At 62.0% G+C, this 25,534-nt stretch carries 22 protein-coding genes; 11 read left to right on the top strand and 11 right to left on the bottom strand.

Annotation, left to right across the window (positions count from 1 at the left end; all coding sequences use genetic code 11):
* Positions 1–35: 35 nt before the first annotated feature.
* The 4 genes from N2600_RS30390 to N2600_RS30375 form a co-directional block, all read right to left on the bottom strand.
* On the bottom strand, positions 36–764 hold the full coding sequence (locus N2600_RS30390) for a phosphatase PAP2 family protein (RefSeq protein ID WP_260299662.1): 729 nt from the start codon (positions 762–764) through the stop codon (positions 36–38).
* A 254-nt stretch (positions 765–1,018) separates the two neighbouring features.
* Entirely contained in the window at positions 1,019–1,390 is a 372-nt protein-coding gene (locus tag N2600_RS30385; RefSeq protein ID WP_260299661.1) for a response regulator transcription factor, read from the bottom strand.
* Positions 1,391–1,490: 100 nt separating this feature from the next.
* Positions 1,491–2,123, bottom strand: a complete 633-nt coding sequence (locus tag N2600_RS30380) for a response regulator transcription factor (protein WP_260299660.1) — start codon at positions 2,121–2,123, stop codon at positions 1,491–1,493.
* Positions 2,120–4,012: a sensor histidine kinase gene (locus N2600_RS30375; protein ID WP_260299659.1), complete on the bottom strand. Its 1,893-nt coding sequence runs from the start codon at positions 4,010–4,012 to the stop codon at positions 2,120–2,122. The genes N2600_RS30380 and N2600_RS30375 overlap by 4 nt, the downstream gene beginning before the upstream one ends.
* Before the next feature lie 301 nt (positions 4,013–4,313).
* Between N2600_RS30375 and N2600_RS30370 the strand changes: the two genes are divergently transcribed.
* The 6 genes from N2600_RS30370 to N2600_RS30345 all read left to right on the top strand — a co-directional run bounded on the left by N2600_RS30370 (position 4,314) and on the right by N2600_RS30345 (position 11,969).
* A complete protein-coding gene (locus N2600_RS30370) occupies positions 4,314–5,984 on the top strand; it encodes an arylsulfatase (protein WP_170260532.1) in 1,671 nt (556 codons plus the stop codon).
* 115 nt (positions 5,985–6,099) lie between these two features.
* Positions 6,100–7,071: an HAD family hydrolase gene (locus tag N2600_RS30365; protein WP_445944956.1), complete on the top strand. Its 972-nt coding sequence runs from the start codon at positions 6,100–6,102 to the stop codon at positions 7,069–7,071.
* 72 nt (positions 7,072–7,143) lie between these two features.
* Positions 7,144–9,417, top strand: coding sequence for a multiheme c-type cytochrome (locus N2600_RS30360; protein ID WP_260299657.1), 2,274 nt, complete (start codon positions 7,144–7,146; stop codon positions 9,415–9,417).
* Positions 9,418–9,505: 88 nt separating this feature from the next.
* Positions 9,506–10,294 carry a hypothetical protein gene (locus N2600_RS30355; RefSeq protein ID WP_017968275.1) on the top strand — a complete coding sequence of 263 codons (789 nt, stop codon included), beginning with the start codon at positions 9,506–9,508 and terminating at the stop codon, positions 10,292–10,294.
* Between the two features lie 217 nt (positions 10,295–10,511).
* Positions 10,512–11,327, top strand: coding sequence for a transporter (locus N2600_RS30350; RefSeq protein WP_260299655.1), 816 nt, complete (start codon positions 10,512–10,514; stop codon positions 11,325–11,327).
* A gap of 96 nt (positions 11,328–11,423) precedes the next feature.
* Positions 11,424–11,969 (top strand): hypothetical protein, encoded by a 546-nt coding sequence (locus N2600_RS30345; RefSeq protein ID WP_260299705.1) that lies wholly within the window; start codon positions 11,424–11,426, stop codon positions 11,967–11,969.
* Positions 11,970–11,983: 14 nt separating this feature from the next.
* Here the strand turns inward: N2600_RS30345 and N2600_RS30340 are convergent, their stop codons facing one another.
* The 5 genes from N2600_RS30340 to N2600_RS30320 all read right to left on the bottom strand — a co-directional run bounded on the left by N2600_RS30340 (position 11,984) and on the right by N2600_RS30320 (position 16,774).
* Entirely contained in the window at positions 11,984–13,477 is a 1,494-nt protein-coding gene (locus N2600_RS30340) for an HAL/PAL/TAL family ammonia-lyase (protein ID WP_260299654.1), read from the bottom strand.
* On the bottom strand, positions 13,474–14,250 hold the full coding sequence (locus N2600_RS30335) for an ABC transporter ATP-binding protein (RefSeq protein WP_170260535.1): 777 nt from the start codon (positions 14,248–14,250) through the stop codon (positions 13,474–13,476). The genes N2600_RS30340 and N2600_RS30335 overlap by 4 nt, the downstream gene beginning before the upstream one ends.
* A gap of 26 nt (positions 14,251–14,276) precedes the next feature.
* Complete coding sequence (locus N2600_RS30330; RefSeq protein WP_017968270.1) at positions 14,277–14,981, bottom strand: ABC transporter permease; 705 nt, start codon at positions 14,979–14,981, stop codon at positions 14,277–14,279.
* 10 nt (positions 14,982–14,991) lie between these two features.
* Entirely contained in the window at positions 14,992–15,717 is a 726-nt protein-coding gene (locus tag N2600_RS30325; protein ID WP_260299653.1) for an ABC transporter permease, read from the bottom strand.
* 217 nt (positions 15,718–15,934) lie between these two features.
* Positions 15,935–16,774: a transporter substrate-binding domain-containing protein gene (locus N2600_RS30320; protein ID WP_017968268.1), complete on the bottom strand. Its 840-nt coding sequence runs from the start codon at positions 16,772–16,774 to the stop codon at positions 15,935–15,937.
* 196 nt (positions 16,775–16,970) lie between these two features.
* On the opposite strand from N2600_RS30320, the gene hutC (N2600_RS30315) reads away from it, so the two are divergent.
* Positions 16,971–17,726: a histidine utilization repressor gene (hutC, locus tag N2600_RS30315; RefSeq protein WP_260299652.1), complete on the top strand. Its 756-nt coding sequence runs from the start codon at positions 16,971–16,973 to the stop codon at positions 17,724–17,726.
* A 35-nt stretch (positions 17,727–17,761) separates the two neighbouring features.
* Here hutC (N2600_RS30315) and hutC (N2600_RS30310) read toward each other — a convergent pair whose 3' ends face one another.
* Both hutC (N2600_RS30310) and N2600_RS30305 read right to left on the bottom strand, forming a co-directional pair.
* Positions 17,762–18,484, bottom strand: a complete 723-nt coding sequence (gene hutC, locus N2600_RS30310; RefSeq protein WP_260299651.1) for a histidine utilization repressor — start codon at positions 18,482–18,484, stop codon at positions 17,762–17,764.
* Positions 18,485–18,605: 121 nt separating this feature from the next.
* Complete coding sequence (locus tag N2600_RS30305; RefSeq protein ID WP_260299650.1) at positions 18,606–19,952, bottom strand: formimidoylglutamate deiminase; 1,347 nt, start codon at positions 19,950–19,952, stop codon at positions 18,606–18,608.
* 123 nt (positions 19,953–20,075) lie between these two features.
* On the opposite strand from N2600_RS30305, the gene hutI reads away from it, so the two are divergent.
* From hutI to hutU, 4 genes are all read left to right on the top strand, one after another.
* The gene (gene hutI / locus N2600_RS30300) at positions 20,076–21,338 is read left to right on the top strand and encodes an imidazolonepropionase (RefSeq protein ID WP_260299649.1); all 1,263 of its coding nucleotides are present in this window, start codon (positions 20,076–20,078) and stop codon (positions 21,336–21,338) included.
* Entirely contained in the window at positions 21,335–22,870 is a 1,536-nt protein-coding gene (hutH, locus tag N2600_RS30295) for a histidine ammonia-lyase (RefSeq protein ID WP_260299648.1), read from the top strand. The genes hutI and hutH overlap by 4 nt, the downstream gene beginning before the upstream one ends.
* A 153-nt stretch (positions 22,871–23,023) precedes the next feature.
* Positions 23,024–23,827: an N-formylglutamate deformylase gene (gene hutG / locus N2600_RS30290; protein ID WP_017968262.1), complete on the top strand. Its 804-nt coding sequence runs from the start codon at positions 23,024–23,026 to the stop codon at positions 23,825–23,827.
* Between the two features lie 30 nt (positions 23,828–23,857).
* Positions 23,858–25,531: a urocanate hydratase gene (gene hutU / locus N2600_RS30285; protein ID WP_018069840.1), complete on the top strand. Its 1,674-nt coding sequence runs from the start codon at positions 23,858–23,860 to the stop codon at positions 25,529–25,531.
* Positions 25,532–25,534 lie beyond the last annotated feature (3 nt).

The raw sequence follows: 25,534 nt of genomic DNA, 5'->3' as shown, positions 1-25,534 counted from the left end.
CTATGCCGGGGAATCACGTATCGGCCTTACTTTTCTTACTGTTTTCCCGCTTCCGCAACATCATCTGGCACGCGGCTCGGAACGAACCGCTTCGAAATCAGCCAGCAGCCGAGCGCCCAGAGCGCGCCGGCGCACCATCCAGCCAAGACGTCAGTGGGGTAATGGACACCGAGATAGATCCGACTCAAACCGATGATGACGGCGAGAAAGACGCCGGCGCCCATAACGAAAATTCGCGTCGACTGGTAGCGCTGCGTTCGCGCCAGCAGCGCGCCCAGCGTCAGATAGGTCACCGCCGAGACCATCGCATGTCCGGAGGGAAAGCTGAGATCGCTCACCTCGACCAGATGCGGCACGATATCGGGGCGCGGCCGAGCGACGAGGATCTTCAAGAGCGTGCTCGCGAGCCAGCCGGTCAGCACCGAGGAAAAGACAAAGATCGCGATCGGCCAGCGCCGGTCGAGCAGAAGATAGACGGTGACGAGAACGGTCATCAGCGAGAGAACGGTGATGCCGCCGAGGCTGGTGATATCGTCGACGGCATGCGTCAGCCAGCCAGGACCAATCGGCACGGCAAGTTCGCCCGGTCGTCGCAAAGCCAACAGGATCGCCTCGTCGAATCGGAATGTCTCGCCCTCCAGGACTTCGCTCGTCAGCCGCTGGAGCGCGAACAGTCCACCGGCGATCGATGCCACCATGATCAGTGTCAGCGGCTCATATGCATTGAGCCTCGCCAAGAATCCCGGTCGTTGAATCTCACTCATGCCTGCCGTAGAACTCCCCTTACATCAGGTCGGTACTCGCCAGATTGGCAATGCAGAACGAGGATTCAAGGCCTTGCTGCCATCAAGGCGCTCCCGAGACGAGTTTTTCGGTTGGCGAGGCCAGCGATTATGCTTCATCAACGCCATTAGCGAGATGGTGATCACCCTGAATCGGTCGCGGTGCGGCAAAGGACTGCTGCCGATGCGACGCCGACCGCCGTGCTCGAGAGCGCACGGTCTCGCGCCCCATCAACTCACAATCCCAACGCCCTGTTGATGGCCGCAATCAGCGCGGCTCCGGAAAACTGCTTCTGCAGATAAGCAACGCATCCCACCTTTTCCGCCTCTGCCTTCACGGAGGCGGTTTCCAGTGCCGTGATGAAAATCACCGGAAGGGTTGTCCCCTCGGCCTTCAGCCTGCGTTGCAGATCGATGCCGGACATGCCACCGAGGTCGATATCAAGGACAAGGCAGTCTATCGCCGTTTTGGGATCGCGAGCGAGAAAGGCCTCGGCGGATGCAAACTCCATGGCCAGAAAACCGTAGGCGTTGAGCAGCCGCCCCAGGCTGCGCCGCAGGCTTGCGTCATCGTCGACGACAGCGACCGTGCGGCGAAGGTTCTCCACCTCATGCCCCCTCTTTCGAACATATGAGAGACTAACGGTTGCCGGTCAAATTAGGCCGCTTGGAAGCCGATTGATATTGTCCTAAGGGGAAGGAGCCCGATCACCCCAGCGGCGATGCCGTTTCCTGGTCGGTGAGACCGATATTTGCGGCGATCGACACCGCCTCAGCCAGCGAGCGCACGCCGAGCTTTTCCATGACCTGATGGCGATGCACCTTCACCGTCCGCTCGGAGATGCCGAGTGCATAAGCGATCTGCTTGTTGAGACGGCCGCGAATGACGAGCTGGAACACTTCGGCTTCGCGCGGGCTGAGGCCCGCCACCAGGGCCTGCTGAGCTTGAAGACGGTCGTGACCGGCCCGCTGCCTTTCGTATTGGACAAGCGCGCGATCGATCGCCTCCATCAATGTCGCCGCGGTCGATCCCTTCTCCAGAAAATCCTTGGCACCCGTCTTCATCGCCTCGACGCTTGCCTTTATGTCTCCTTCCCCTGTGAGGAACACGACCGGCAATTGCGGTGCCAGCTCGCACAGGCGGCGTTGTATCTGCAGGCCGGACTGGCCGGGCATCTGGAGGTCGAGGAGTACGCAGCCCGGCTCGCAAGCCGAAAGGCCGGCGAGAAACTGATCTCCGGATTCATAGACTTCGACCCTCAGACCATGTGCGGAAAGCAGCCTTGCGGTCGCCGTCCGGTAGGATTTGTCGTCATCGACGATATGGATAACCGGTTTCATCTCGATCGCTCCTGTCGGCGGGCAAGCGGCAGGGCCACACGAAAGACCGCGCCGCCTTCCGGGCGGTTGTCGGCACGGATGGTGCCGCCATAGGTCTCGACAATGGCGCGGGCTATGGAGAGCCCGAGGCCCGTGCCTGCTTTCTTGGTGGTGTAGAATGGCTCGAAGATGTTATTCAGTCTCTCTCTGGGAATACCGTCGCCGGTATCGGAGACCCGCAGCTCCGCCTTCTCGTTCGCCAGTCCCGTTGCAAAGGTGAGCGTTCTCCCGGCCGGGACGGCGTCCAGCATGGAATCCATCGCGTTGATCGCCAGGTTGAGGATGACCTGCTGCACATGAACTTTGTCGGCACGCACCGGCAGCCCGCCGGGCAGCTGGTTCGATGTCAGCTTGATTCCGCGTCGTTCCGCCTCGCCATGAATGATGTGGATCGCGCTCGACGTGACATCGTTCAGGTCGAACTCCTGCCAATCGATCTCGTCTCTCTTCTTGAGCAATCCTCTCATCCGGCTGATAATATCGCCTGCGCGCTGATCGTCCTCCTGGATGTCGAGAAGAATCTGCTGGATCAGTTCGTGATCCGGGTTCTCGCTTCGAAGCAGCACCGACGCTGCCTCGGCATTGTTGCGAATGGCCGACAGGGGCTGGTTCAGTTCGTGAGCGATCGACGAGGACAATGCGCCGGCTGTCGCGGACTGGTTGAGATGAACGGCTTCGAGTAAATGCAGACGCGAGCTGCGCTCGGCGTCGCGGCGGCGCCTCCGCTCGAGCAGAAGCACCGAGATGATGCTGGCCTGCGCCAGCACGAGGCCACCCCCCGCTACCAACACGACCCAATGTTCCGCCCAGAGGCTCCTCTCCTTGTGCATCTGGATCGTGCCCGGTGGCAGATCCTTTTCGGCAAGCCCCCAGCGCTGGAGCTGCCGGGCATCGGCAATGTAGGTCTGCGGCGCTTCGAGATCCGACACCGGCTTGCCGGCAATCGCATCGATGACGAGGTCGCCGACGGTCCGGCCCAGCGCTTCGAATGTGACGGTGTTGCCCCCGACGACGCCATGATCGATGTAAGTCTCGTAGGGGCCGTAGACAGGCGCGCTGGCGGTCGCAGCGATCTGACCGATCGCGTCGCGCGGAACGAAATTGCGCCCTGCCCGATCCTTAAACACCGTCAATGCCAGGATGATGCTGTCGGGCGGCACTCGGGATGCCCGCTCGGCGAATTCGTCGATCGTCAAATCTTGCAGATAGGTCGTCTCGTAGGATTTCGAGAACTGCTCGAGAGCCGCGCGGGCCGTCGTCAGCCAGCCGCGGTCGAAGTCGGACGAACCGCCGACAATGTAGAGGTGGCGCGCATTGGGCTGCAGGCTGCGGGCCATCTCGGCGGTCTTCAGAATGTCGAATGTCGTGAAGGCTCCGATCACGTCGTCCGGCAAGCTGATCTTCTCGGCGGTGGCTGTGCCGAAACCGGCAGCGACGATCCTGGCGCCGGGCGCGATCGTGCCGCGATTCGCGGTTACGAAGCTCGCCGATTCCTTGCCGAGGGCCACAACCACGTCCGGACGGCGCGACGCGTATTTCTCGCCGAGATACCGTGCCATGCGCGCGACATGGTCGCCTTCCGGAAACCGCGAAAGATCCAGGAACTCTGAAAACAGGTCGATCTTGCCGTTTGTCGCCTCCAGCAAACGGCTCCGCAGCGCCTCTCCAGCAGCGGTCGTCGCCGCGATCCTCTCATCATAGGGATAGAGGACGAGCACGCGGGGAACCCGGTCGACGATGGCAATCGAGGTGTCGGAGGCTGCGACATGGCGACTGGGCACACTCAGGGCGACCACCGCCAACAAAAAGGCAGTGCAGCACAATCGACCTGACCATTCGCCCAAGCCCATCCGCTTTCCCCCCAAAGTCGTGCGACAATAACAGCTTCTCGCTGCGCCGTCATCTGCGCATCACTACTTTCGATTGCTTACTGTGAGAGGGATTCCCCAAAGTACAATATCGGGCGAAGACCGTATTGGCTAAGGTCCAGCGCGCCGGGGCAGAGATGCCGTCGGCTTCGCAAACCCCACCGGAGGCAGCTCCGGCAGGATCGTCATTTTCAAAGCAGCCCGTTTGAGCTGACGCAGGCGATCGCAGGCCTTTGCCGCGAGCGACACCGTCATCAACCGGACTCCAATGGAGGGATTTGACATGAACGGCAGAATCCTTGTCCGCTGCATCGGAGCCTTGGCTTCATCCACCATTCTCTGGTGTGCGGCCTCGCCCCTGCAAGCGCAGGACTCCCAACGAAAGCCCAACATCCTGTTCATCGTGTCCGACGATACCGGCTACGGCGATCTCGGCCCCTATGGCGGCGGTGAAGGTCGCGGGATGCCGACCCCAAACATCGACAAGCTCGCCGACGAAGGCATGACCTTCTTTTCCTTTTACGCGCAGCCAAGCTGCACACCTGGGCGTGCGGCCATGCAGACCGGGCGCATTCCGAACCGCAGCGGCATGACCACGGTGGCGTTTCAGGGTCAGGGCGGCGGCCTTCCGGCGGCCGAATGGACACTGGGATCAGTGCTGAAGCGCGGCGGATATCACACCTACTTCACGGGCAAGTGGCATCTTGGCGAGGCGGACTACGCGCTGCCGACCGCACAGGGCTACGACGAGATGAAATATGCCGGTCTCTACCATCTCAACGCCTACACCTACGCTGATCCGACCTGGTTTCCGGATATGGATCCGAAGCTGCGGGAGATGTTCCAAAGGGTGACGAAGGGCGCGCTTTCCGGCAAGGCCGGGGGACCTGTCACTGAAGATTTCAAGGTCAACGGTCAATATGTCGACACCCCGATTATCGACGGCAAGGAAGGCGTCGTCGGCATCCCCTACTTCGACAGCTATGTCGAAAAGGCAGCCGTCGAATTTCTCGACGAAGCCGCAAAGAAGCCGGATGAGCCCTTCTATATCAACGTGAACTTCATGAAGGTGCACCAGCCAAATATGCCGGCGCCGGAATTCGAGCACAAGTCACTGTCGAAGAGCAAGTATGCCGACTCGATCGTGGAACTGGACACCCGTATCGGCCGGATCATGGACAAATTGCGGGAAACCGGAATGGACCGGAACACACTGGTCTTCTACACCACGGACAATGGCGCCTGGCAGGACGTCTATCCGGACGCTGGGTACACGCCGTTTCGTGGCACGAAGGGTACGTTGCGCGAGGGCGGCAATCGCGTCCCTGCGATCGCCGTCTGGCCGGGTAAGATCAAACCCCGCACCAAGAACCACGACATTGTCGGCGGTCTCGATCTGATGGCAACATTCGCTGCCGTCGGCGCGGTCCCCCTTCCGACCGAGGACCGCGAAAACAAGCCGATCATTTTCGACAGCTACGACATGTCGCCGATCCTCCTCGGCACGGGGAAATCGGAACGGAAATCCTGGTTCTATTTCACCGAAAATGAGCTGTCGCCAGGTGCCATCAGGGTCAATAACTACAAGTTTGCGTTCAATCTTCGCGGCGACGACGGAGCGCAGACCGGCGGACTGGCAGTCGATTCCAATCTCGGCTGGAAAGGCCCGGACAAATACGTGGCAACGGTTCCCCAGGTGTTCGACCTCTGGCAGGATCCGCAGGAACGCTACGACATTTTCATGAACAACTTCACCGAACGTACATGGATGGGCGTTGTCATGGGCGAAGAACTCCAGAAAATCATGGCGACCTACGTCAAGTATCCTCCGAGAAAGATGCAAAGCGTCGGCTACACGGGTCCGATCACGCTCTCGAACTACGAGCGCTTTCAGTGGGTGCGTGATCAGCTCGCCAAGGAAGGCGTGACGCTCACCCTCCCGACCGGGAACTGATCGAAGAGCCGCGGCTCTGCGAGGGGCCGCCGCCCGTTTTCTGTTTCTCCCTGTTGCCACCCCCGGAGGATGACCGATGTCTTTTGTCCGCTCGGCGCCGCGATTGATCTGCCTGATGATCATTGCGCTCAGTGTCGCACTGGTTCATGCCACTTCTGCATTCTCTCAAAGCGATCCTTTGCCCTCCTGGAATGATACAGCTTCGAAGGTTGCCATCGTCTCTTTCGTCGAAAAGGTCACTGGCCAGGGATCGCCCGACTTCGTCCCGGAAACCGAACGGATTGCCGTATTCGACAATGACGGTACCCTGTGGGTGGAGCATCCCACGTACGTCCAATTGGCCTTCGCTTTGGACCGCGTGAAGACGCTTGCTCCGCAGCATCCGGAATGGAAGGAGACGCAGCCATTCAAGGCTGTGCTTGACGGCGACATGAAGACGCTTGCGGCGTCGGGCGAAAAGGGCCTCGTCGAGCTCATCATGACCACGCATGCCGGAATGACCAGCAGCGATTTCCAGAAGATCGTCACCGATTGGCTGGCGTCGGCCCGTGACCCAAAATTCAAGCGGCCTTACACAGAACTCGTCTATCAGCCGATGGTCGAGCTTCTCGCCTATCTCCGCGCCAACGGTTTCAAGACCTTCATCGTTTCAGGCGGAGGCATAGAGTTCATGCGGCCATGGGCGGAAAAAGTCTACGGCGTCCCGCCCGAGCAGGTAATCGGCTCGTCGATCAAGACCGAGTTCAGGATGCAGGACGACATGCCAACCCTCTACCGCCTCCCCGAAGTCAACTTCATCGACGACAAGGCCGGCAAACCCGTCGGGATCAACCAGCAGATCGGCCGGCGGCCGATTGCCGCCTTCGGCAATTCCGACGGAGATCTCCAAATGCTGCAATGGACGACCATGGCAGGCGCACCGGCCAGACTCGGCGTGCTGATCCATCACACCGATGCGGAGCGTGAATATGCCTACGACCGCGATACCGAATTCGGCCGCCTCGACAAGGCGCTCGATGCGGCCGCAATCACCGGCTGGACCGTCGTCGATATGAAGGCTGACTGGAAACAAGTTTTCAAAGATTAGGAATGCGCCTCACGCCAGAAGTTTGAACAATGGCGACCCCGACCTTCTAAAACGTCAACAGGGAGCGATTGAGTGGCAGCATCTGTTCGGCCAGCAGCAGTGGGACGAATAGCTGTCCTGCTTTTCCTGTTGCTCGCGCCTGCCGGGCGCAGCCTTGCGACTGACGACATCTCGACATCCAGGGCCGACCCGCAGATATCGATCCATGAGGGCTTCGTGGATGAAAGGACGTGCACATCCTGCCACGCCGATCAGGCCGCGGCCTTTTCGAAGTCCCACCATGCAAAGGCCATGGCATTGGCCGACGACGAAACGGTGCGCGGCAAATTCGACAATACCAGGTTCGATCATGACGGCGTCGTCACGACCTTCACCCGCCGCGATGGCCACTTCTTCGTCAACACCGAAGGAGCGGACGGCGGCCAGGCCGAGTTCAAAGTCAAATATACCTTTGCCTACGAGCCCCTGCAGCAATACCTCGTCGACATCGGAGGCGGACGGCTGCAGGCGCTCGATATTGCCTGGGATACGGCCAAAGGGCAGTGGTTCTGGCTCGGCGACGGCACCCCGACCAAGCCCGGATCGACCTATCATTGGACAGGTCCTTTCTATCGCTGGAACCGCACCTGCATCGATTGTCATTCGACCGATCCCCAGGCGAAGTTTCAACCGCAGACGAACGAATACAAGTCGAGCTACGTCGCCACCAGCATCGGCTGTCAGTCCTGTCACGGCCCCGGAGCCAAGCACGTCGCTTCGGCGCAATCGGGCAATCTCTCATCCTCGATACCGGATATCGGTCTGCCGAAAGTCGATGCGGGCATCTGCTTTGCCTGCCATGCCAGGCGCACCAAGCTGCTGAACGGCTACCAGCCGGGAAAGCCCTTTCTCGACTATTTCTCCCCTGCCCTGCTCCGGCAGGATCTCTATTTCCCCGACGGGCAGATCCTTGACGAGGTCTTCGAGTATGGCTCGTTTCAGCAAAGCAAGATGGCAAGGGCGGGCGTGACCTGTCTCGACTGTCATCGGCCGCACGAGGCCGGGCTTAAGGCCGAGGGCAATGCGCTGTGCACGCAATGCCACACCGAAACGAAGCCGGAGCGCTTCGTCCGGCAGGATCCAAGTGGGCTGTTCGACACTCCCGCCCATACCCGCCATCAGGCCGGTTCGACCGGAGCGCAATGCGCCAACTGCCATATGCCGGAACGCACCTACATGAAGGTCGACCCGCGCCGCGACCACTCCTTCGTCATCCCCCGGCCGGACCTGTCGGCAACGCTTGGAACGCCGAATGCGTGCACGACCTGCCATGTCGGCAGAACGAATGATTGGGCAGCCGAGACAATGGACAAATGGTACGGGACGCAGTGGCGCAAACGCCCGTCGATCGCCCATGCCTTCGCCGGAGCTGCGAACGGCGATGAGGCCGCGATAGAGGCTTTGCGCACGCTTGTCAGCGATCAGGACCAGGCGGGAATTGTCAGGGGCAGCGCCATCGCCGCAATGAGTGGCATCGACGGCATGGATGTCACCACCGACATCCGCACGGCCGCAGTCGATGCAGATCCGCTCGTCAGGCTCGGCGCTGCGGAAGCGGCGGGCAACATACCGCCTGAACGCAGGCTGGAGGTAGTCGGCAATCTGCTCGGCGATCAAACGCGTGCGGTCCGCGTTGCTGCCGCCAACGCACTCGCCGGCACTCCTCCCCACCTCTTCGGCGATCAGCAAGGCGATTTCGAAGCCGCTGTCGCGGACCTGCGCGCCTACGTCGAGGCGAACGCCGACGTCGCGGAAACACAAAGCAATTACGGCTTCTTCCTGTTCGCCCGGCAGCGTACGGCCGAGGCCGAAGCCGCGTTCCGGCGGGCGATTTCGCTCGACCCGACACTGGAGGGAATGCGCGTCAATCTCGCAGAGTTCTACCGCGCTTCCGGCCAGAAGGATAGGTCGGAGCAGACTTATGCCGAAGCGATCGCCATGGCGCCCGAACGCGCGGATCTGCGCTACGGCCATGCGTTGTCTCTGGTGCGGAAACAGGCATTGACCGATGCTATTACGGAACTCGAAGAGGCCGTGCGGCTCGATCCGCAGAACTCCCAGTACAAAACGACCTTTGCCGTCGCTCTCGATTCGGCTGGCCGGACGGGGGAGGCATTGGACAGGCTCGATGGTTGGGCAGCGGGTGAAGACGCCGACATCATAGGCCTGGCATTGCAATACAGTCTCAAGCTTCGACGCTTGCCCGAGGCGCTGAAACACGCGGAGGTCCTAGCGCGACTGAGACCTGAGGACCAGCAGATTTCAGGCCTCATCGGGCAGTTGACGCAGGCGATCAACGAAAAATAGGTATTTTAGCTTGTCGAAATCTACTTCTCGCTGCACAGTGCCGACTCGGGACAGCAGTGCCGAGGCGAAACGAGATCGGGGGATTCTCATGAAGGCCATATACTTGCGTGCCATTCTATTGGTGACGGGCATTTGCGCGGCGTCGGCCGGCAACGCCGCCGATATTACGCCGCTCACGCCGGAAGCAAAAACAGTCGAGAGCCAGAGCGGCTGGGAATTCACCTTCGCGCCATATTTCTGGGCTGCCGGCATATCCGGCGATATTGGGCAATTTGGGCTGCCGGAAGTTCATGTCGACGCGGATTTCGGCGATATCCTCAATAACCTCGACTTCGCTTTCATGGCGGCAGGTGAAGCAAGATACGACCGTTTCAGTATCGTTGGTGACGTGATCTACACCAAGCTCGGTGCCGACGCCGACACACCTGCCGGCATCCTTGCCGATAGCGTCGATGTGACATCGAAGACCTTCGCGGGATTACTTGGCGTCGGTTACGCCGTGCTCGAAGATCAAAATGGCCACCTCGACGTTGTCGGTGGCATGAGGGTCTGGTCGGCCAAGACCGAGATCTCCTTCAATGGCGGCATTCTGGACGGAGTGGACGTCGAAGACAGCGCCACATGGGTCGATGCCGTCGCTGGCGTCCGAGGAAACTACTTCTTCACGCCGGAAATCTATGTCACCGGGTGGGGCCTGCTGGGCGCCGGCGGCGCCGATATCGACTGGGATGTGGCGTTGGGCCTCGGCTACAAGTTCAACGACACCATCTCAGCGGTCGCCGGATATCGTGCACTCGGCGTCAATTACGATAATGACGGGTTCGTCTTCGACGTCGTCCAGCAGGGGCCGATTATCGGAGTCGCCATCCGGTTCTAACGGGCGGACTGGCGAACTTCGTACTGTTGGCGATTATCCTTCCAGTATGCTCGCCTTTTGAAGACCTGGTGTCCATCGAGGAGCCGGAAAACGACCTCCCCAGGAAGCAGAGAGCCGCCGTGACAGCGGCTCACAGTTCGGTATCCAACAGGATCGACCGGGGGATATCGTTTCGTTTCGGAGGAAGCCTGCCTTGCGGGCTGGATTCAATCGGATCATGGAGGCATTGGTGAAGAAAGTCGCTTCTTGGGTAGTACTGGTTGTCGCGCCGCTCGGTGTCTGGACAGGGACGGCAGCCGCCCAGTCGAGTGAAGACCTGGCGAAGAAGCTGTCGAACCCGATCGCCTCGCTGATCAGCGTGCCGTTCCAGTTCAACTACGATCACGGCTATGGTCCAGACGACGGCGACAAGGCGACGCTGAACATTCAGCCGGTCATTCCCTTCAAGATAAACGAGGACTGGAACGTCATCTCGCGCACCATCCTGCCAGTGACATGGCAGAACGACATTGCCGGACCGTCGGGAACGCAGTTCGGTCTGGGCGACACCACGCAAAGCTTCTTCTTCTCGCCGTCCAAGCCGACCGAGAGCGGCATCGTCTGGGGCGTCGGCCCGGTGTTCCTGCTGCCAACGGCGACGGACGAGCTCCTCGGAAGCGGCAAGTGGGGCGCGGGTCCGACAGCGGTCGTCCTCAAGCAGGACGGCCCATGGACGATCGGCTTTCTCGGCAACCACATCTGGTCCTTCGCTGGTCAAAGCGACCGGGAGGATGTGAGTTCGACATTCCTCCAGCCGTTCCTCTCCTACACGACCAAGGACGCCTGGACGTTCTCGCTGAATACGGAATCCACCTATAACTGGGAAACGAACGACTGGTCGGTGCCGATCAACTTCGCCGTCGCCAAGCTGATCACCATCGACAAGCAGCCAATCAGCCTGACGGCGGGCATACGATATTGGGCGGCGGCTCCAGACAATGGGCCGGAAGGACTGGGCTTTCGCGTCGCGGTCACGTTCCTCTTCCCGAAGTGAATCCGCAGTCGACGACGCGCGCGGCGGCTGTAGTAGCAAAAGCTCAACCTTCTTTTGCTATCGCTAGAGCCGATTGCGTTGGAGATGATGTTGGCGATGAAAATTCTCGCGGCTATGGTTTTGATGGCGCCCATCGTGCAGCCGGTCTGCGCCTTCGGCGAGACCGAATGGATGGGCGGGGCGAGACAATGGTCGGTCGGCTTTGCGAATGAGGGCCCACATCCCTATTGCCGCCTGCTGTGGGACAGCGAGATCGGCAAGACCATGGAATTCCGCCAGAACGCGACCGAGACGTTCTGGCTGGTTTCAAAGAACACGTGGGACATTCCGGCCAATACCAAGACCGAGGTGACGCTGACCAACCGGACAGTGACGAAAGTGGTCGCCGCCGAATACTTCGACAAGTACACGCTTCGCCTCTGGGGTCCGGCCAGCAAGGGGAGCGGCGGACTGAAGAAGATCATCAAGAATTCCTTTGCCGGAACACCTGACGTGCAGCTTACCTTTGCCGGCGACGAAGGCGACTGGACGCTTCCGCTCTCGCGGGTCGATCAACTCTACCCGACTTATCTCCAGTGCCTCAAACGTCTCGAGGCCGGCGAAAGGCCCAAGCGGAATTCCGGAACCAGCAAGCCGTTCTGACAGCGGTCTTCGGTTCAACCAATCGGCGGCGGCGCGGTATCACGGATCAGGCTGCGCACGGCTTCGATATCGCTGTTGAGCGGGCGCTCGTCGCCATAATGGGAAACATGTTCCCGCACTGCCTTATAGACCAGCTCCGTGCCTGCCGCCCGCGGCGCCGTCGCTGCCAGGAAATCATGCGCCTGGGCAGCAGCCATCAGCTCGATCGCCAGGATATATTCGGCGTTGTCGATGACGGCGAGCAACTTGCCGGCGGCAGCCGTCGGATGCGCGAGGAAATCCTCCTGCAGGCCGGAGGTCAGCCCGCCGTCCATGGCCGCGGGTGCGGCAAGGCGGCGGTTCTCGTTGCTCAGTGCGGCTGCGGTATATTGGGCAATCATGAAGCCGGAATGGCTGCCGGCATCGCTCGCCAAAAAGGGCGGCAGACCGCTCACCAGCGGATTGACGAGCCGGTCCATGCGCCGTTCGCTGATCGCACCGATCTGGGCCAGCGCAATCGCCAGGCTATCGGCCGCCTGCCCGAGTGCCGGGGCAACCGCGTGTGCCTCGGAAGAGACGATCGGATGTTCCGGCGTGCCTGAGACCGCCGGATTGTCCGTCACCGAAGCAAGTTCCTGATCGGCGATGCGGGCGGAAATGTCGAAGACGTCGCGGGCGGCCCCATGCGCATGCGGCACCGAACGAAGGCTGAGCGCATCCTGCGTGCGCCGCCCGAAGGCGGCGGCGACAAGACCGCTGCCTTGAAGCCGCGCGCGCAGGCTCGCTCCGACTTTCTCTATTCCCGCCGATGGGCGCAGTGCCAGCACCGCCGCGTCGAAGGCGGCAATCTGGCAGCCTGCCGCTTCCAGCGTCAGTGCTGCGATCGCATCGGCCCAGTCGAGCAGCCGCTCGGCGCGGGAAAGCGCCACAGCGGTCAGGCCGGTGGCGCAGGCCGTGCCGTTGACAAGGCTCAAGCCTTCCTTGGCGCCAAGCACCAGTGGTTCGAGGCCGATCGCGGCAAGCGCCTCGCGACCGCTCATGCGCCGGCCGTCCAGGTGAGCGCTGCCTTCGCCGATCAAAACAAGCGCGATATGGGCGTTGTGGACGAGGTAACCGGCAGAGCCCTTGGAGGGCACGTCGGGAATGCAATCATGTTCCAGCATGGCCGCAAGATGCTGGACGATCTCGCCCCGCACGCCGGAATGACCATGGGCGAAATTGGCAATCTGTGCGGCGATGATCGCGCGCACCTCGCGGGCGGCCAGCGATGGCCCGACGCCGCAGGCATGGCTGAGCACGATGCTGCGCGACAACAGGCTCTGCGAGGCACGATCGACCACCGTATCCGCCAGTGCCCCGACGCCGGTGTTGACGCCATAGGCGCGCACGCCTGTCTCGACGATGCGCGCAACGATGCGGCTTGCCTGCTCGACGCGCGCCGAGGCGGCCGGCGACAGAACAAGCGCTTCCCCTGCCGCGACACGCGCGACATCGCGCCAGGTCAGCACGGACTCGATGGCGATTGTCATTGACCGCTTCCGAAATGGCCGATGAACTGGCGAAAGGCGGGTGTGGCGCCGCCGGTGAACATTTCGTCCGGCTTGCCGCTGCTTTCGATCAGCCCTTCGCGCATGAAGACGACGCGGTTCGAGACGTTGCGGGCAAAGCTCATCTCATGGGTGACGACGAGCATGGTCATCCCCTCCTCGGCCAGCGCGCGCATGACGCGCAGCACTTCGCCGACAAGCTCCGGATCGAGCGCCGAGGTCGGTTCGTCGAAGAGCATCACCTTCGGCTTCATCGCCAGCGCACGGGCGATGGCGGCACGCTGCTGCTGGCCGCCGGAGAGATGGGCCGGATAGGCATGGCGCTTATCTGATATGCCGACCTTTTCGAGCAGGGCTTCGGCCTCGGCGATGCAGTCGGCGCGCGGGCGCTTCAGCACATGGATCGGCCCTTCGATGACGTTCTGCAGGATCGTCATGTGGGACCAGAGATTGAAGGACTGGAACACCATGCCGAGTTCGGAGCGGATATGGTCCACCTGCTTCTGGCTGGCCGGCTTGCTCGTGCCGCCCTTGTGCACCATGCGGATCTGTTCGCCGTCGACGAAGATCTCGCCGTCGCTTGCAGTTTCGAGCAGGTTGATACAGCGCAGAAACGTCGACTTGCCGGAGCCGGAGGCACCGAGCAGCGAGATCACATCGCCGTCTTCCGCATCGAGGGAAATGCCGCGCAAGACCTCGTGCGTACCGAAGCTCTTGCGGATATTGCGGACCGATAGTCGGGTTACGCCTGGCATGGGTGCTCCAATCGGGTCAAAAGCTACTACGCTTTCAGCGGCTGCGGGGCCGCGCGGCGGTGTCGGGAGAGCGAATATTCGAGCAAGGCCATGCCCTGCAGGATGATGAAGTTGAGGACGAGATAGATGATCGCCGCACAGAGAAAGACTTCCATTGTGCGGTAGGTCTGCGAGATCAGCCGCTGCGCCACGCCGGTGACCTCCCAGACGGTGACGAGGCTTGCGAGCGCCGTCGACTTCATCATCAGCACGATCTCGGTGGAATAGGCCGGCAGCGCGTGGCGGAAGGCGATCGGCGCCAGGATACGGCGCACCAGCAGGAAGCCGGACATGCCGATCGAGCGCGCCGCTTCGATCTCCTTCGGCGAGACGGCACGAATGCCGCCACGGAAGATCTCCGCCGTGTAGCCGGCGGTGCAGAGCGCCAGCGACAATACGGCGCAGACCATCGGCTCACGCAGGAACGGCCACAGGAAGGAATAGCGGATGAAGCCGAACTGGCCGAGGCCGTAGAATACCAGGAACATCTGGATCAAAAGCGGCGAGCCGCGGAAGACGAAGATATAGCCTTTGGCAAAGCCCGAAAGCACTTTGTTGCCACTGGTCCGCATCCAGACGATGACAAGCGCCAGCAGGCCGCCGGAGACGATCGACAGGGAAAACAGGATGAGCGTCGTCGGCACGGCCTTGAGCAGAGTGACCATGGTCGAGGCGATGAAGGTGAAATCCATTGTCGCCTCCTTACGCCTGGCCCATGGCGGATGCCGGCATGCTGCGATTGGCGCGGCGCTCCGCCCCGTTGAAGATGCGGTCCGAAAGGCTGGTCAGGATGAGATAGAGGCAGCCGCCGGCGATGAAGAACAGGAAATATTGCCGGGTCGAGCCCGCCGCCACCTGGCTGGTGCGCATCAGCTCGGCAAGACCGGTGACGGAGATCAGCGCCGAATCCTTGAGACTGAGCTGCCAGACGTTACCGAGGCCGGGGATGGCGAGGCGAAACACCTGCGGCATGATGATGCGGCGAAGGCGCATACCGCGATGCATGCCGATCGCCGAGGCGGCCTCAAGCTCGCCCTTGGAGATGGCAAGAAAAGAGCCGCGAAACACCTCCGCCTGGTAGGCGCCGGAGATGATGCCGACGGCTAGCGCGCCGGCGACAAAGGAAGGCAAGCCGAGGAACCCTTCGTAACCCAACGACTGGCCGATCGAGGTGACGGCCGACGAACCGCCGAAATAGATGAGATAGATGATCAGCAGTTCCGGCACGCCGCGAAACACGGTCGTGTAGACATTGCCGAGCGTGACAAGGACAAGATTGCCGGAGAGTTTCGCGGCCGCGACGATCGCGCCCAGCACCGCGCCGACCGCCAGTGCCGTCGCCGTGACAGCCAGCGTCATCAAGGCGGCGGCAACGAGCAGCGCGCCCCATCCGGTCGAGCCGAAGCCGAGAAGTTCCAAGCTTGCCATATCGTCCGTTCCCCGTCCGTGGCAGTGTTTTGCGGATTGACACCAGAGCATGATGCCGAAAAGTACCAGCGGTTTTCGGACGACATCATGCTCTAACTCTTTTATTTAGAACAGGATTCAGTTTTAGGCCGACCGGGCCAAAAATCATCCTGTTCGAGCATGCGGTCTCCGGCGATAAAGCCGGAGACCGGCGTTTGCGGCCGAAAGGCCGAAATGCCTATTGCGGGCTGACGTCGACCTTGAACCACTTCATCGAGAGGTTCTTGACGGTGCCGTCGGCAAGTGCGGACTTGATTGCTTCGCTGAACTTGTCGCGCAGGTCCGTATCCGCCTTGCGGACACCCAGGCCTTCGCCCTCGCCCCAGATCGAACCGGCGATCTCGGGGCCGGTGAAGTCGAGTGCGCCGTTGGCGGACGCAAAGGCATTGGCGAAATAGACGGCGTCATCGAAGCCGAGGTCGATGCGGCCATTCTGCAGGTCGAGGTCGCGGTCGGCACCGGTCTTGTATTCGCGGATCTCGGCAATATCGCCGAAATTGTCATAGACGAACTTGGCGTAAACGGTCGCCGCCTGAATGCCGATCGTCTTTCCCTTGAAGGCCGCCTTCAGCGCGTCGATCTCCTTCACGCCGGTCTGGCCGGGCGTCATCTTGATCGTGGTGCCGGTGCCGGCGGCCTTTGCCAGCGGGCTGTCCTTGGCGGTGGCAAAGGCGGCAGGCGTGGCGGCATAGGGAATGGTGAAGTCGATGACCTGCTTGCGCTCCTCGGTGATCGACAGCGCATCCATGATGACGTCAAACTTGCCGGCGTTGAGCGCCGGGATCATGCCGTCCCAATCGGAGGCGACCAGCGTGCATTCGATCTTGGCGCGTTCGCACAGCACCTTGGCGAGTTCCGGTTCGAAGCCGCCGAGCGTGCCGTCGGCATTGGTGAGGTTCCAGGGCGCATAGGCGCCTTCGAGTGTGATGGTCGCCTTCGTCCAGTCTTTGGAAAAGGCAGGCGCGGCGAAGGCGGAAAAAGCCGCCACGCCACAAAGCAGGATTGCGCTGAATTTCATTTGTGAATTCTCCTCTGGAGTTGAAACAGACCTTGCGGCACCACGGCCGATCTTCGCCGGCTTGCCCTTTCCTGTCCTATTTCTGTTTCAAGGACCGATTGGGAGGTTGTATATGGTACCATATGAGATATTTTGTGATATGCAAGGGGAAAGTCGAATTATGTGGCGAATTCCATTTGTGCAAAAGGAATAGGCAATGAAGCCTCCCGGCGAGATGAAGCGCGAACTGGCGCAGAATGATAGCACCCCGCTCTATGCCGGCGTCAAGCAGGTGATCCTCGACCGCATCCACAGCGGCGAGTGGCCGCCGAAATATCGCGTGCCCTCGGAAAACGAACTGGTGGTCGAGCTCGGCGTCAGCAAGATGACTGCCAACCGGGCGCTGCGCGAACTTGCCAACGAGGGCGAACTCATCCGCATCCAGGGCGTCGGCTCCTTCGTTGCCGAGCGCAAGGGCTATTCGGCGCTGTTCGAGGTCCGCAACATCGCCGAGGAAATTGCCGAACGCGGTCATACCCATGAGGCCTCCGTCATTGTTCTCGCCCAGGAAACCGCCTCTCCGGAGATTGCCGACGCGCTCGAACTGCCGATCGGTGCTGCGGTTTTCCACTCGCTGATCGTCCACAGCGAAAACGGTGTTCCCGTGCAGATCGAGGACCGTTTCGTCCATCCGGAGGCCGCCCCTGAATATCTCGACCAGGATTTTTCGACGCTGACGCCGAACGCTTATCTGACGGCCGCAGCCCCGCTCAGCGGCTCCGAGCACGTTGTCGAAGCGGCGATGCCACAGGCCTGGGAATGCAAGCTGCTGACCATCATGAAGACCGAACCGTGCCTGACGATCCGCCGGCGTACATGGTCGGCAAAGCAGGTGGTCTCGACCGCTCGCCTCGTCTATCCTGGCCACCGCTACCGGCTGGAAGCGCGCAGCGGCAAGATGTTCGAGGAATGAAAACACTGCTCACGTTGTATATGGAACATGGGCGCTTATTGTGATGCTGGCGTGAAACGCGCCACCAATGCATGACGATCGCCCGGATAGGTGAAACGCACATGCGTCACCGGGCCGGCGCCGCTCCAGGTGCGGCGTTCGACGACGAGGCAGGCGGTATTGCGCGCTATGTCGAGGACGGCTGCCACTTCTGCATTGGCGGAGACGGCGTGGATCCGGTGTTCGGCCGTGCTCCACGGCACCTGGTTGAGCAGCCATGGCCCCGGCGCCATCGTCAGGAAATCGGCATTGGCGGCCTCCGGCACCGTCGCAAGGCTGATCAGCCGCTCCTCCAGGCAAAAGGGCCGCATGCCGGCATTGTGGATGCAGACGACCTCGACGACAGAGGACGCCACCGGCAGTTCCAGCCTTCGGCTGTCTTCCGCCTTGGCCTTACGGCTCGTCTTCTTCGATACCGCATAGGAATAGGGCAGGTTCAGCGACTGCACCTCGGCCTTGATGTCGTGGATTTCGAGAACAGCCGATTGCGCCTTCGGCTGGGTGACGAAGCTGCCGGACTTCTTGCGGCGCTCGATCAGGCCGGCCTTGGCGAGCTGGGTCAGCACCTTGTTCACCGTCATGCGCGAGCAGTCATACTGCGTGGCGAGATCGACCTCGAAGGGAATGCGGTGCCCCGGCGGCCAATCGCCCGAGACGATACGGCCCTCGATGTCGCTGAGGATGCGCTGATGCAAGGTGGGATCCCTGCTTTGGTTCATCGCCACGTTCCGACTGGTCTCCCGTTATCTCTTTGTTTTTACTAAAATCCAGACGAAAAACCACTACACATTTTTGCTGGATTTGCTCTAATTCGAATGGCCGGACAGGAAAAGCTCTTTCTCAGGCGCTCAGCAATTCGCTCATGACCGCCAGGAAACGCCGGTCGATGGCATCGCGCCTGAGATGGCGTCCACCCTCCACTTGCTTGCGGCCATGCGCCCAGACGCAATCGACGGCGACGCCGCCGGCAAACACCCAATGGTCGAGGATCTGGTCGCCTGCGAGATAAGGAACGGCCGTCGTATCGAGCGAAACGATATCGGCGGAATGGCCCACGGCGAGCCCGGCCGGCGCCTTCAGCGCGGCGCCACCACCGGCCAGTGCATGTGTGAACAGCGAAAGCGCCGTCGAACCGCCGGGTGCGGCGATGACGTTGCGGGCGCGAAGCGCCAGGCGTTGCGAATATTCGAGCTGGCGCAGTTCCTCCGACACGGAGATCAGCACGTTGGAATCCGAGCCGATGCCGTAACGCCCGCCGTCTTCGAGGAAAAACGGCGCGGCAAAGGCACCGTCGCCGAGATTGGCTTCGGTGATCGGGCAGAGGCCGGCGATCGCACCGCTTTTCGCCATCCGCCGCGTTTCGTCCTCGGTCATGTGCGTTGCATGGATCAGGCACCAGCGCTCATCCACAGGCGCATGATCGAGCAGCCATTCCACAGGCCGCGCGCCGGACCAGGCGACGCAGTCCTCGACCTCCTTCACCTGCTCGGCGACATGGATATGGATGGGACCGTCGCCGGCCAGCGGCACGAGCTTTATAAGCTCGTCCGGTGTCGCCGCGCGCAGGCTGTGCGGCGCCAGCCCGAGCTCGGCGCCGTCGAGCCGGCCGGTGACTGCCCGGCATCCCTCCATCAGCCTTTCGAAGCTTTCGAGCGAATTGATGAAACGCCGCTGACCATCGATGGGGGCAGCTCCGCCGAAGCCGGAATGAGCATAGAAGACCGGCAGCAACGTCAGGCCGATACCGGTCTCTTCGCTTGCCGCGCCGATGCGTTCGGCAAGCTCGGCGATATTGGCGTAAGTGCTGCCGTCCCTGTCATGGTGAAGATAGTGGAACTCGCCGACGCGGGAAAACCCGGCCTCCAGCATTTCCGCATAAAGCTTGGCCGCGACCGCTTCGACATGCTCCGGCGTCATCGCCAGGGCAAACTTGTACATGACCGTGCGCCAGCTCCAGAAGCTGTCATTGGCCGGGCCGCGCACTTCGGCAAGGCCGGCCATCGCCCGCTGGAAGGCATGGCTGTGCAGGTTCGCCATGGCGGGAACGAGGAGAGCGTGGCATTCATCGCTCGGTCCCGGAGAAGTCCCGATTTCGACCCGCGCGATGCGCCCGGCTTCAAGCGTCAGCCGCACATCTTTCTGCCAGCCTTGCGGCGTCAGCGCCGTGCCTGCGTGAAGTGTGGTCATGGCCTTCCCTCTCCTTTTGCCGCGTCGCCGATCTTTCTTTTCCAGAAAAGCGCGCAAAATTTCTCTTGTCACCCGTCGATTATGTATATACATGTTATTGACATAAGGAAAGGCGCAAAGCTGATGACCGGGAACAATTTTTCAGAGGAAACCTCGTCCGCAGAAGGTCGCCCAGTTCTTTGGCGCAATGCGCGGCTGGCCACGCTGGCGCCTGGCAAACAAGGACTCGGCATCGTCGAAAAGGGCGCCGTACTGATCGAAAACGGCCGCATCGCCTTTGCCGGCGCCGAAAGCGACCTGCCGGCATCGGCCATCGAACACTCCGAAATCGTCGATCTCGAAGGCCGCTGGGTAACGCCCGGCCTCGTCGACTGCCACACCCATATCGTCCACGGCGGCAACCGCGCCCGCGAGTTCGAAATGCGGCTTGCAGGCGCCACCTATGAGGAGGTCGCACGCGCCGGCGGCGGCATCGTCTCCTCGGTGAAGGCGACCAACGCGCTGTCGGTCGAAGAGCTCGTCGCCGAGGCTCTGCCGCGGCTCGACACGCTGCTTGCCGAAGGTGTCACGACGATCGAGGTCAAGTCCGGTTACGGGCTGAACCGAACCGGTGAAGTGAAGATGCTGCAGAGCGCCCGCCTGCTCGGCCATGTCAGACCAGTCCGCATCGCCACCAGCTATCTCGGCGCCCATGCGACGCCTCTCGAATACAAGGGTCGCAACGGCGATTATCTCGATGATGTCGTCCTGCCCGGTCTCGACGACATGCATGGCCTCGGTCTTGCCGATGCCGTCGACGGCTTCTGCGAGGGCATTGCCTTTTCCACGACCGAGATTGCCCGCGTCTTCGACAAGGCAAAGGCGCTCGGCCTGCCGGTCAAGCTGCATGCCGAGCAGCTCTCCAATCTTGGCGGCGCCAGGCTCGCCGCGTCCTATGGCGCGCTTTCGGCCGATCATCTTGAATATCTTGACGAAGATGGCGTTGCGGCGATGGCCGCAGCCGGCACCGTCGCCGTGCTGCTGCCCGGCGCCTTCTACGCCATCCATGAGAAGCAGAAACCACCGGTAGAGGCGTTGCGGCGGGCAGGCGTGCCGATTGCGATCGCCACCGATTGCAATCCCGGCACCTCGCCGCTCACCTCGATGTTGCTCACCATGAACATGTCGGCCACGCTTTTCGGCCTGACCGTCGAGGAATGCATCGCCGGCGCCACCCGCGAAGGCGCCCGCGCGCTCGGTCTGCTCGACAAGACGGGAACGCTCGAACCCGGCAAATCCGCCGATCTTGCCATCTGGAATATCGAAAGCCTCGCCGAGCTCGTCTACCGCATCGGCTTCAATCCGCTTCACACGCGCGTCTTCAAGGGCGAAAGGAACGGTCGATGACCATCACGCTCCACCCGGGCTCCGTCTCGCTCAAAGATTTGGAAACCATCTACTGGACGGGCGCACCGGCAAGGCTCGATCCCGCCTTCGATGCCGGGATCACCAAGGCCGCTGCCCGCATCGCCGAGATCGCCGCCGGCAATGCGCCGGTCTACGGTATCAATACCGGCTTCGGCAAACTCGCCTCGATCAAGATCGACAGCGCCGATGTGACCACCTTGCAGCGCAATCTCATCCTGTCGCATTGCTGCGGCGTCGGCGCGCCACTGCCTGAGAATATCGTGCGGCTGATCATGGCGCTGAAACTGGTCTCGCTCGGGCGCGGCGCCTCCGGCGTGCGGCTGGAGCTGGTGCGGCTGATCGAAGGCATGCTGGATAAGGGCGTCATCCCGCTGATCCCGGAAAAGGGCTCGGTCGGCGCCTCCGGCGATCTTGCGCCCCTTGCCCATATGGCGGCGGTGATGATGGGCGAGGCCGAAGCCTTCTTCGCCGGCGAACGCCTCTCAGGCGCGCAAGCCCTCGAAAGGGCCGGCCTCAGACCGGTCGTGCTCGCCGCCAAGGAGGGCCTGGCGCTGATCAACGGCACCCAGACCTCGACGGCGCTGGCGCTTGCCGGCCTCTTCCGCGCCCATCGTGCGGCACAGGCAGCGCTCATCACCGGCGCCATGTCCACCGATGCCGCCATGGGCTCTTCGGCGCCCTTTCATCCGGATATTCACACATTGCGTGGCCACAAGGGTCAGATCGACACGGCTGCCGCGCTTCGCGCCCTGCTCGAAAACTCCATCATTCGCCAAAGCCACATCGAGGGCGACGAGCGTGTGCAGGATCCCTATTGCATTCGCTGCCAGCCGCAGGTCGACGGCGCCTGCCTCGATCTGCTGCGCTCGGTTGCCCGCACGCTTGAAATCGAGGCTAATGCGGTCACCGACAATCCGCTGGTGCTGTCGGACAATTCCGTCGTCTCCGGCGGCAATTTCCACGCCGAACCCGTCGCCTTCGCCGCCGACCAGATCGCACTTGCCGTCTGCGAGATCGGCGCGATTTCGCAGCGCCGCATCGCGCTGCTGGTCGATCCGACCCTTTCCTACGGCCTGCCGGCCTTCCTCGCCAAGAAGCCGGGCTTGAACTCCGGCCTGATGATCGCCGAGGTGACGTCTGCGGCGCTGATGTCGGAAAACAAGCAGATGTCGCACCCGGCCTCGGTCGATTCGACGCCGACATCGGCCAACCAGGAAGACCATGTCTCCATGGCCTGCCATGGTGCCCGCCGCCTGCTTGGCATGACCGAGAACCTGTTCGGCATCATCGGCATCGAGGCGCTGACCGCCGCCCAAGGCGTCGAACTGCGCGCACCGCTGTCGACCAGCCCGGAACTTTCGAAGGCCATCGCCGCAATCCGCAGCAAGGTGCCGAGCCTCGACAGCGACCGCTATATGGCCAATGACCTCGCCGCGGCGGCCGAACTGGTGGCGACGGGCGCGCTGAACGCCGCCGTTTCGGATGGCATTCTGCCGGTTTTGGAAGGTTGAGATGATGATGGAAAAAGTCCCCTCCCCAACCCCTCCCCACAAGGGGGAGGGGCTTAACCTGCGGCCCCGGCTGCATTCAATCTTGAACGCAGAGCGTGCGGCTGGCTCTAGCCCCTCCCCCTTGTGGGGAGGGGTTGGGGAGGGGTTTTTGCCATGACCGCACCATACGAAATCCATCGGGGCACCTCCCCCGTCATCCTCGGTTTCCCCCATACCGGCACCAACGTGCCGGCTGAGATTGCCGACCGCCTCAATGACAACGGCAGGATGCTGGCCGACACCGACTGGCACATCCATCGGCTCTATGACGGGCTGCTCGACAATGTCACGACCGTGCGCGCCACCTTCCACCGCTATGTGATCGACGCCAATCGCGATCCGGCCGGCGTCAGCCTCTATCCCGGCCAGAATACCACCGGCCTTATTCCCCAGACGGATTTCGACGGCAAGGCGATCTGGAGGGATGGGCAGGCGCCTGACGAAGCCGACGTCGCGGCGCGGCTGCGGGACTTTCATGCCCCCTATCATGCGGCACTTGCCGCCGAGATCGAGCGCGTGAGAGCAATCCATGGCGTCGCAATTCTCTACGACTGCCACTCGATCCGCTCCCACATTCCCTTCCTCTTCGAAGGCAAGTTGCCGGATTTCAATATCGGCACCGACATGGGCAAGACGTGCGACAGCGCCATCGAGCAGGCGACGCTCACCGTCGTCGAAGCCGCCGAAGGTTACGACAGTGTGCTCAACGGTCGTTTCAAGGGCGGCTGGACGACACGCCACTATGGCCAGCCCGATACCGGTGTGCACGCGATCCAGATGGAGCTTGCGCAATCGACCCATCTCCAGACCGAGGCGGCGCCCTTCGCCTACGATGCCGCCAAAGCAGACAGACTCCGCGTCCATCTCAAAAACATTCTGGTGCGCATCGAACAGATCGCGCCCGACCTGAAACGCTGACGCCCGAAACCTGAGAACAGGGGAACCGCCATGAACAATCCACGCCACAATATCCGCGAAATCCGCGCGCCCCGCGGCAACGATCTCAATGCCAAGAGCTGGATGACCGAAGCGCCGCTGCGCATGCTGATGAACAATCTCGACCCTGACGTTGCCGAAAATCCGAACGAACTCGTCGTTTATGGCGGCATCGGCCGCGCCGCCCGCACCTGGGAGGATTTCGACCGCATCGTCGCGACGCTGAAGACGCTCACGGAAGAAGAAACGCTAGTCGTGCAGTCCGGCAAGCCGGTCGGCGTCTTCCGCACCCACAAGGATGCGCCGCGGGTGCTGATCGCCAACTCCAACCTCGTGCCGCACTGGGCGACCTGGGATCATTTCAACGAACTGGATAAGAAGGGCCTTGCCATGTACGGCCAGATGACGGCCGGCTCGTGGATCTATATCGGCACGCAGGGCATCGTGCAGGGCACCTACGAGACCTTCGTCGAGGCCGGCCGCCAGCATTACGGCGGCAATCTCAAGGGCAAATGGATCCTGACCGGCGGCCTCGGCGGCATGGGCGGCGCCCAGCCGCTCGCCGCCGTCATGGCCGGCGCCTGCTGCCTCGCCGTCGAATGCAATCCCGATTCGATCGATTTCCGCCTGCGCACCCGCTATGTCGACGCCAAGGCGGAGACGCTGGATGAAGCGCTTGAGATGATCGACCGCTGGACCAAGGCCGGCGAGGCAAAGTCCGTCGGCCTCCTCGGCAATGCTGCCGAAATCCTGCCGGAAATGGTCCGTCGCGGCATCCGCCCCGATATCGTCACCGACCAGACCTCGGCCCACGACCCGATTAACGGCTACCTGCCGAAAGGCTGGACGATGGGTGAGTGGAAGGCAAAGCGCGAAAGTGATCCGAAGGCGGTGGAAAAAGCGGCGCGCGCCTCGATGCGCGAGCATGTCGAAGCGATGATCGCCTTCTGGAACGCCGGCGTGCCGACACTCGACTACGGCAACAACATCCGCCAGGTCGCCAAGGACGAAGGCCTCGAAAACGCCTTTGCCTTCCCGGGCTTCGTGCCGGCCTATATCCGCCCGCTGTTTTGCCGCGGCATCGGCCCCTTCCGTTGGGCGGCTCTTTCCGGCGATCCGGAGGATATCTACAAGACCGATGCCAAGGTGAAGGAGCTGCTGCCTGACAACAAGCACCTGCACAACTGGCTCGACATGGCCAGGGAGCGCATCGCCTTCCAAGGCCTGCCGGCACGCATCTGCTGGGTAGGTCTTGGCGACCGCCACAAGCTCGGCCTCGCCTTCAACGAGATGGTGAGAACAGGCGAACTCTCCGCCCCGATCGTCATCGGCCGCGACCATCTGGACTCCGGCTCCGTCGCCTCGCCGAACCGCGAGACCGAAGCGATGAAGGACGGTTCCGACGCCGTTTCCGACTGGCCGCTGCTCAATGCCCTGCTCAACACGGCATCGGGCGCCACCTGGGTGTCGCTGCATCACGGCGGCGGCGTCGGCATGGGCTTCTCGCAGCACTCCGGCATGGTCATCTGCGCCGATGGCACGGACGATGCCGCAAGACGCCTCGAGCGCGTGCTGTGGAACGATCCGGCGACCGGCGTCATGCGCCACGCCGATGCCGGCTACGAGATCGCCATCGACTGCGCCAAGGAAAAGGGCCTGCGCTTGCCCGGCATTCTCGGGAACTGAGCC

The organism is Rhizobium sp. WSM1274, from assembly GCF_025200775.1.
In the GTDB taxonomy this organism is placed as follows: domain Bacteria; phylum Pseudomonadota; class Alphaproteobacteria; order Rhizobiales; family Rhizobiaceae; genus Rhizobium; species Rhizobium leguminosarum_I.
Note: the sequence above shows the minus strand (reverse complement) of the source record. Positions and strands in the feature narration are given on the sequence as shown.

Bases quoted from the DNA above. Each gene is read 5' to 3' on its own strand.
- N2600_RS30390 (WP_260299662.1), bottom strand. From the start codon at position 764: ATGAGTGAGATTCAACGACCGGGATTCTTGGCGAGGCTCAATGCATAT.
- N2600_RS30380 (WP_260299660.1), bottom strand. From the start codon at position 2,123: ATGAAACCGGTTATCCATATCGTCGATGACGACAAATCCTACCGGACG.
- N2600_RS30375 (WP_260299659.1), bottom strand. From the start codon at position 4,012: ATGGGCTTGGGCGAATGGTCAGGTCGATTGTGCTGCACTGCCTTTTTG.
- N2600_RS30370 (WP_170260532.1), top strand. From the start codon at position 4,314: ATGAACGGCAGAATCCTTGTCCGCTGCATCGGAGCCTTGGCTTCATCC.
- N2600_RS30365 (WP_445944956.1), top strand. From the start codon at position 6,100: ATGATCATTGCGCTCAGTGTCGCACTGGTTCATGCCACTTCTGCATTC.
- N2600_RS30355 (WP_017968275.1), top strand. From the start codon at position 9,506: ATGAAGGCCATATACTTGCGTGCCATTCTATTGGTGACGGGCATTTGC.
- N2600_RS30350 (WP_260299655.1), top strand. From the start codon at position 10,512: ATGGAGGCATTGGTGAAGAAAGTCGCTTCTTGGGTAGTACTGGTTGTC.
- N2600_RS30345 (WP_260299705.1), top strand. From the start codon at position 11,424: ATGAAAATTCTCGCGGCTATGGTTTTGATGGCGCCCATCGTGCAGCCG.
- N2600_RS30340 (WP_260299654.1), bottom strand. From the start codon at position 13,477: ATGACAATCGCCATCGAGTCCGTGCTGACCTGGCGCGATGTCGCGCGT.
- N2600_RS30335 (WP_170260535.1), bottom strand. From the start codon at position 14,250: ATGCCAGGCGTAACCCGACTATCGGTCCGCAATATCCGCAAGAGCTTC.
- N2600_RS30330 (WP_017968270.1), bottom strand. From the start codon at position 14,981: ATGGATTTCACCTTCATCGCCTCGACCATGGTCACTCTGCTCAAGGCC.
- N2600_RS30325 (WP_260299653.1), bottom strand. From the start codon at position 15,717: ATGGCAAGCTTGGAACTTCTCGGCTTCGGCTCGACCGGATGGGGCGCG.
- N2600_RS30320 (WP_017968268.1), bottom strand. From the start codon at position 16,774: ATGAAATTCAGCGCAATCCTGCTTTGTGGCGTGGCGGCTTTTTCCGCC.
- hutC (WP_260299652.1), top strand. From the start codon at position 16,971: ATGAAGCCTCCCGGCGAGATGAAGCGCGAACTGGCGCAGAATGATAGC.
- hutC (WP_260299651.1), bottom strand. From the start codon at position 18,484: ATGAACCAAAGCAGGGATCCCACCTTGCATCAGCGCATCCTCAGCGAC.
- N2600_RS30305 (WP_260299650.1), bottom strand. From the start codon at position 19,952: ATGACCACACTTCACGCAGGCACGGCGCTGACGCCGCAAGGCTGGCAG.
- hutI (WP_260299649.1), top strand. From the start codon at position 20,076: ATGACCGGGAACAATTTTTCAGAGGAAACCTCGTCCGCAGAAGGTCGC.
- hutH (WP_260299648.1), top strand. From the start codon at position 21,335: ATGACCATCACGCTCCACCCGGGCTCCGTCTCGCTCAAAGATTTGGAA.
- hutG (WP_017968262.1), top strand. From the start codon at position 23,024: ATGACCGCACCATACGAAATCCATCGGGGCACCTCCCCCGTCATCCTC.
- hutU (WP_018069840.1), top strand. From the start codon at position 23,858: ATGAACAATCCACGCCACAATATCCGCGAAATCCGCGCGCCCCGCGGC.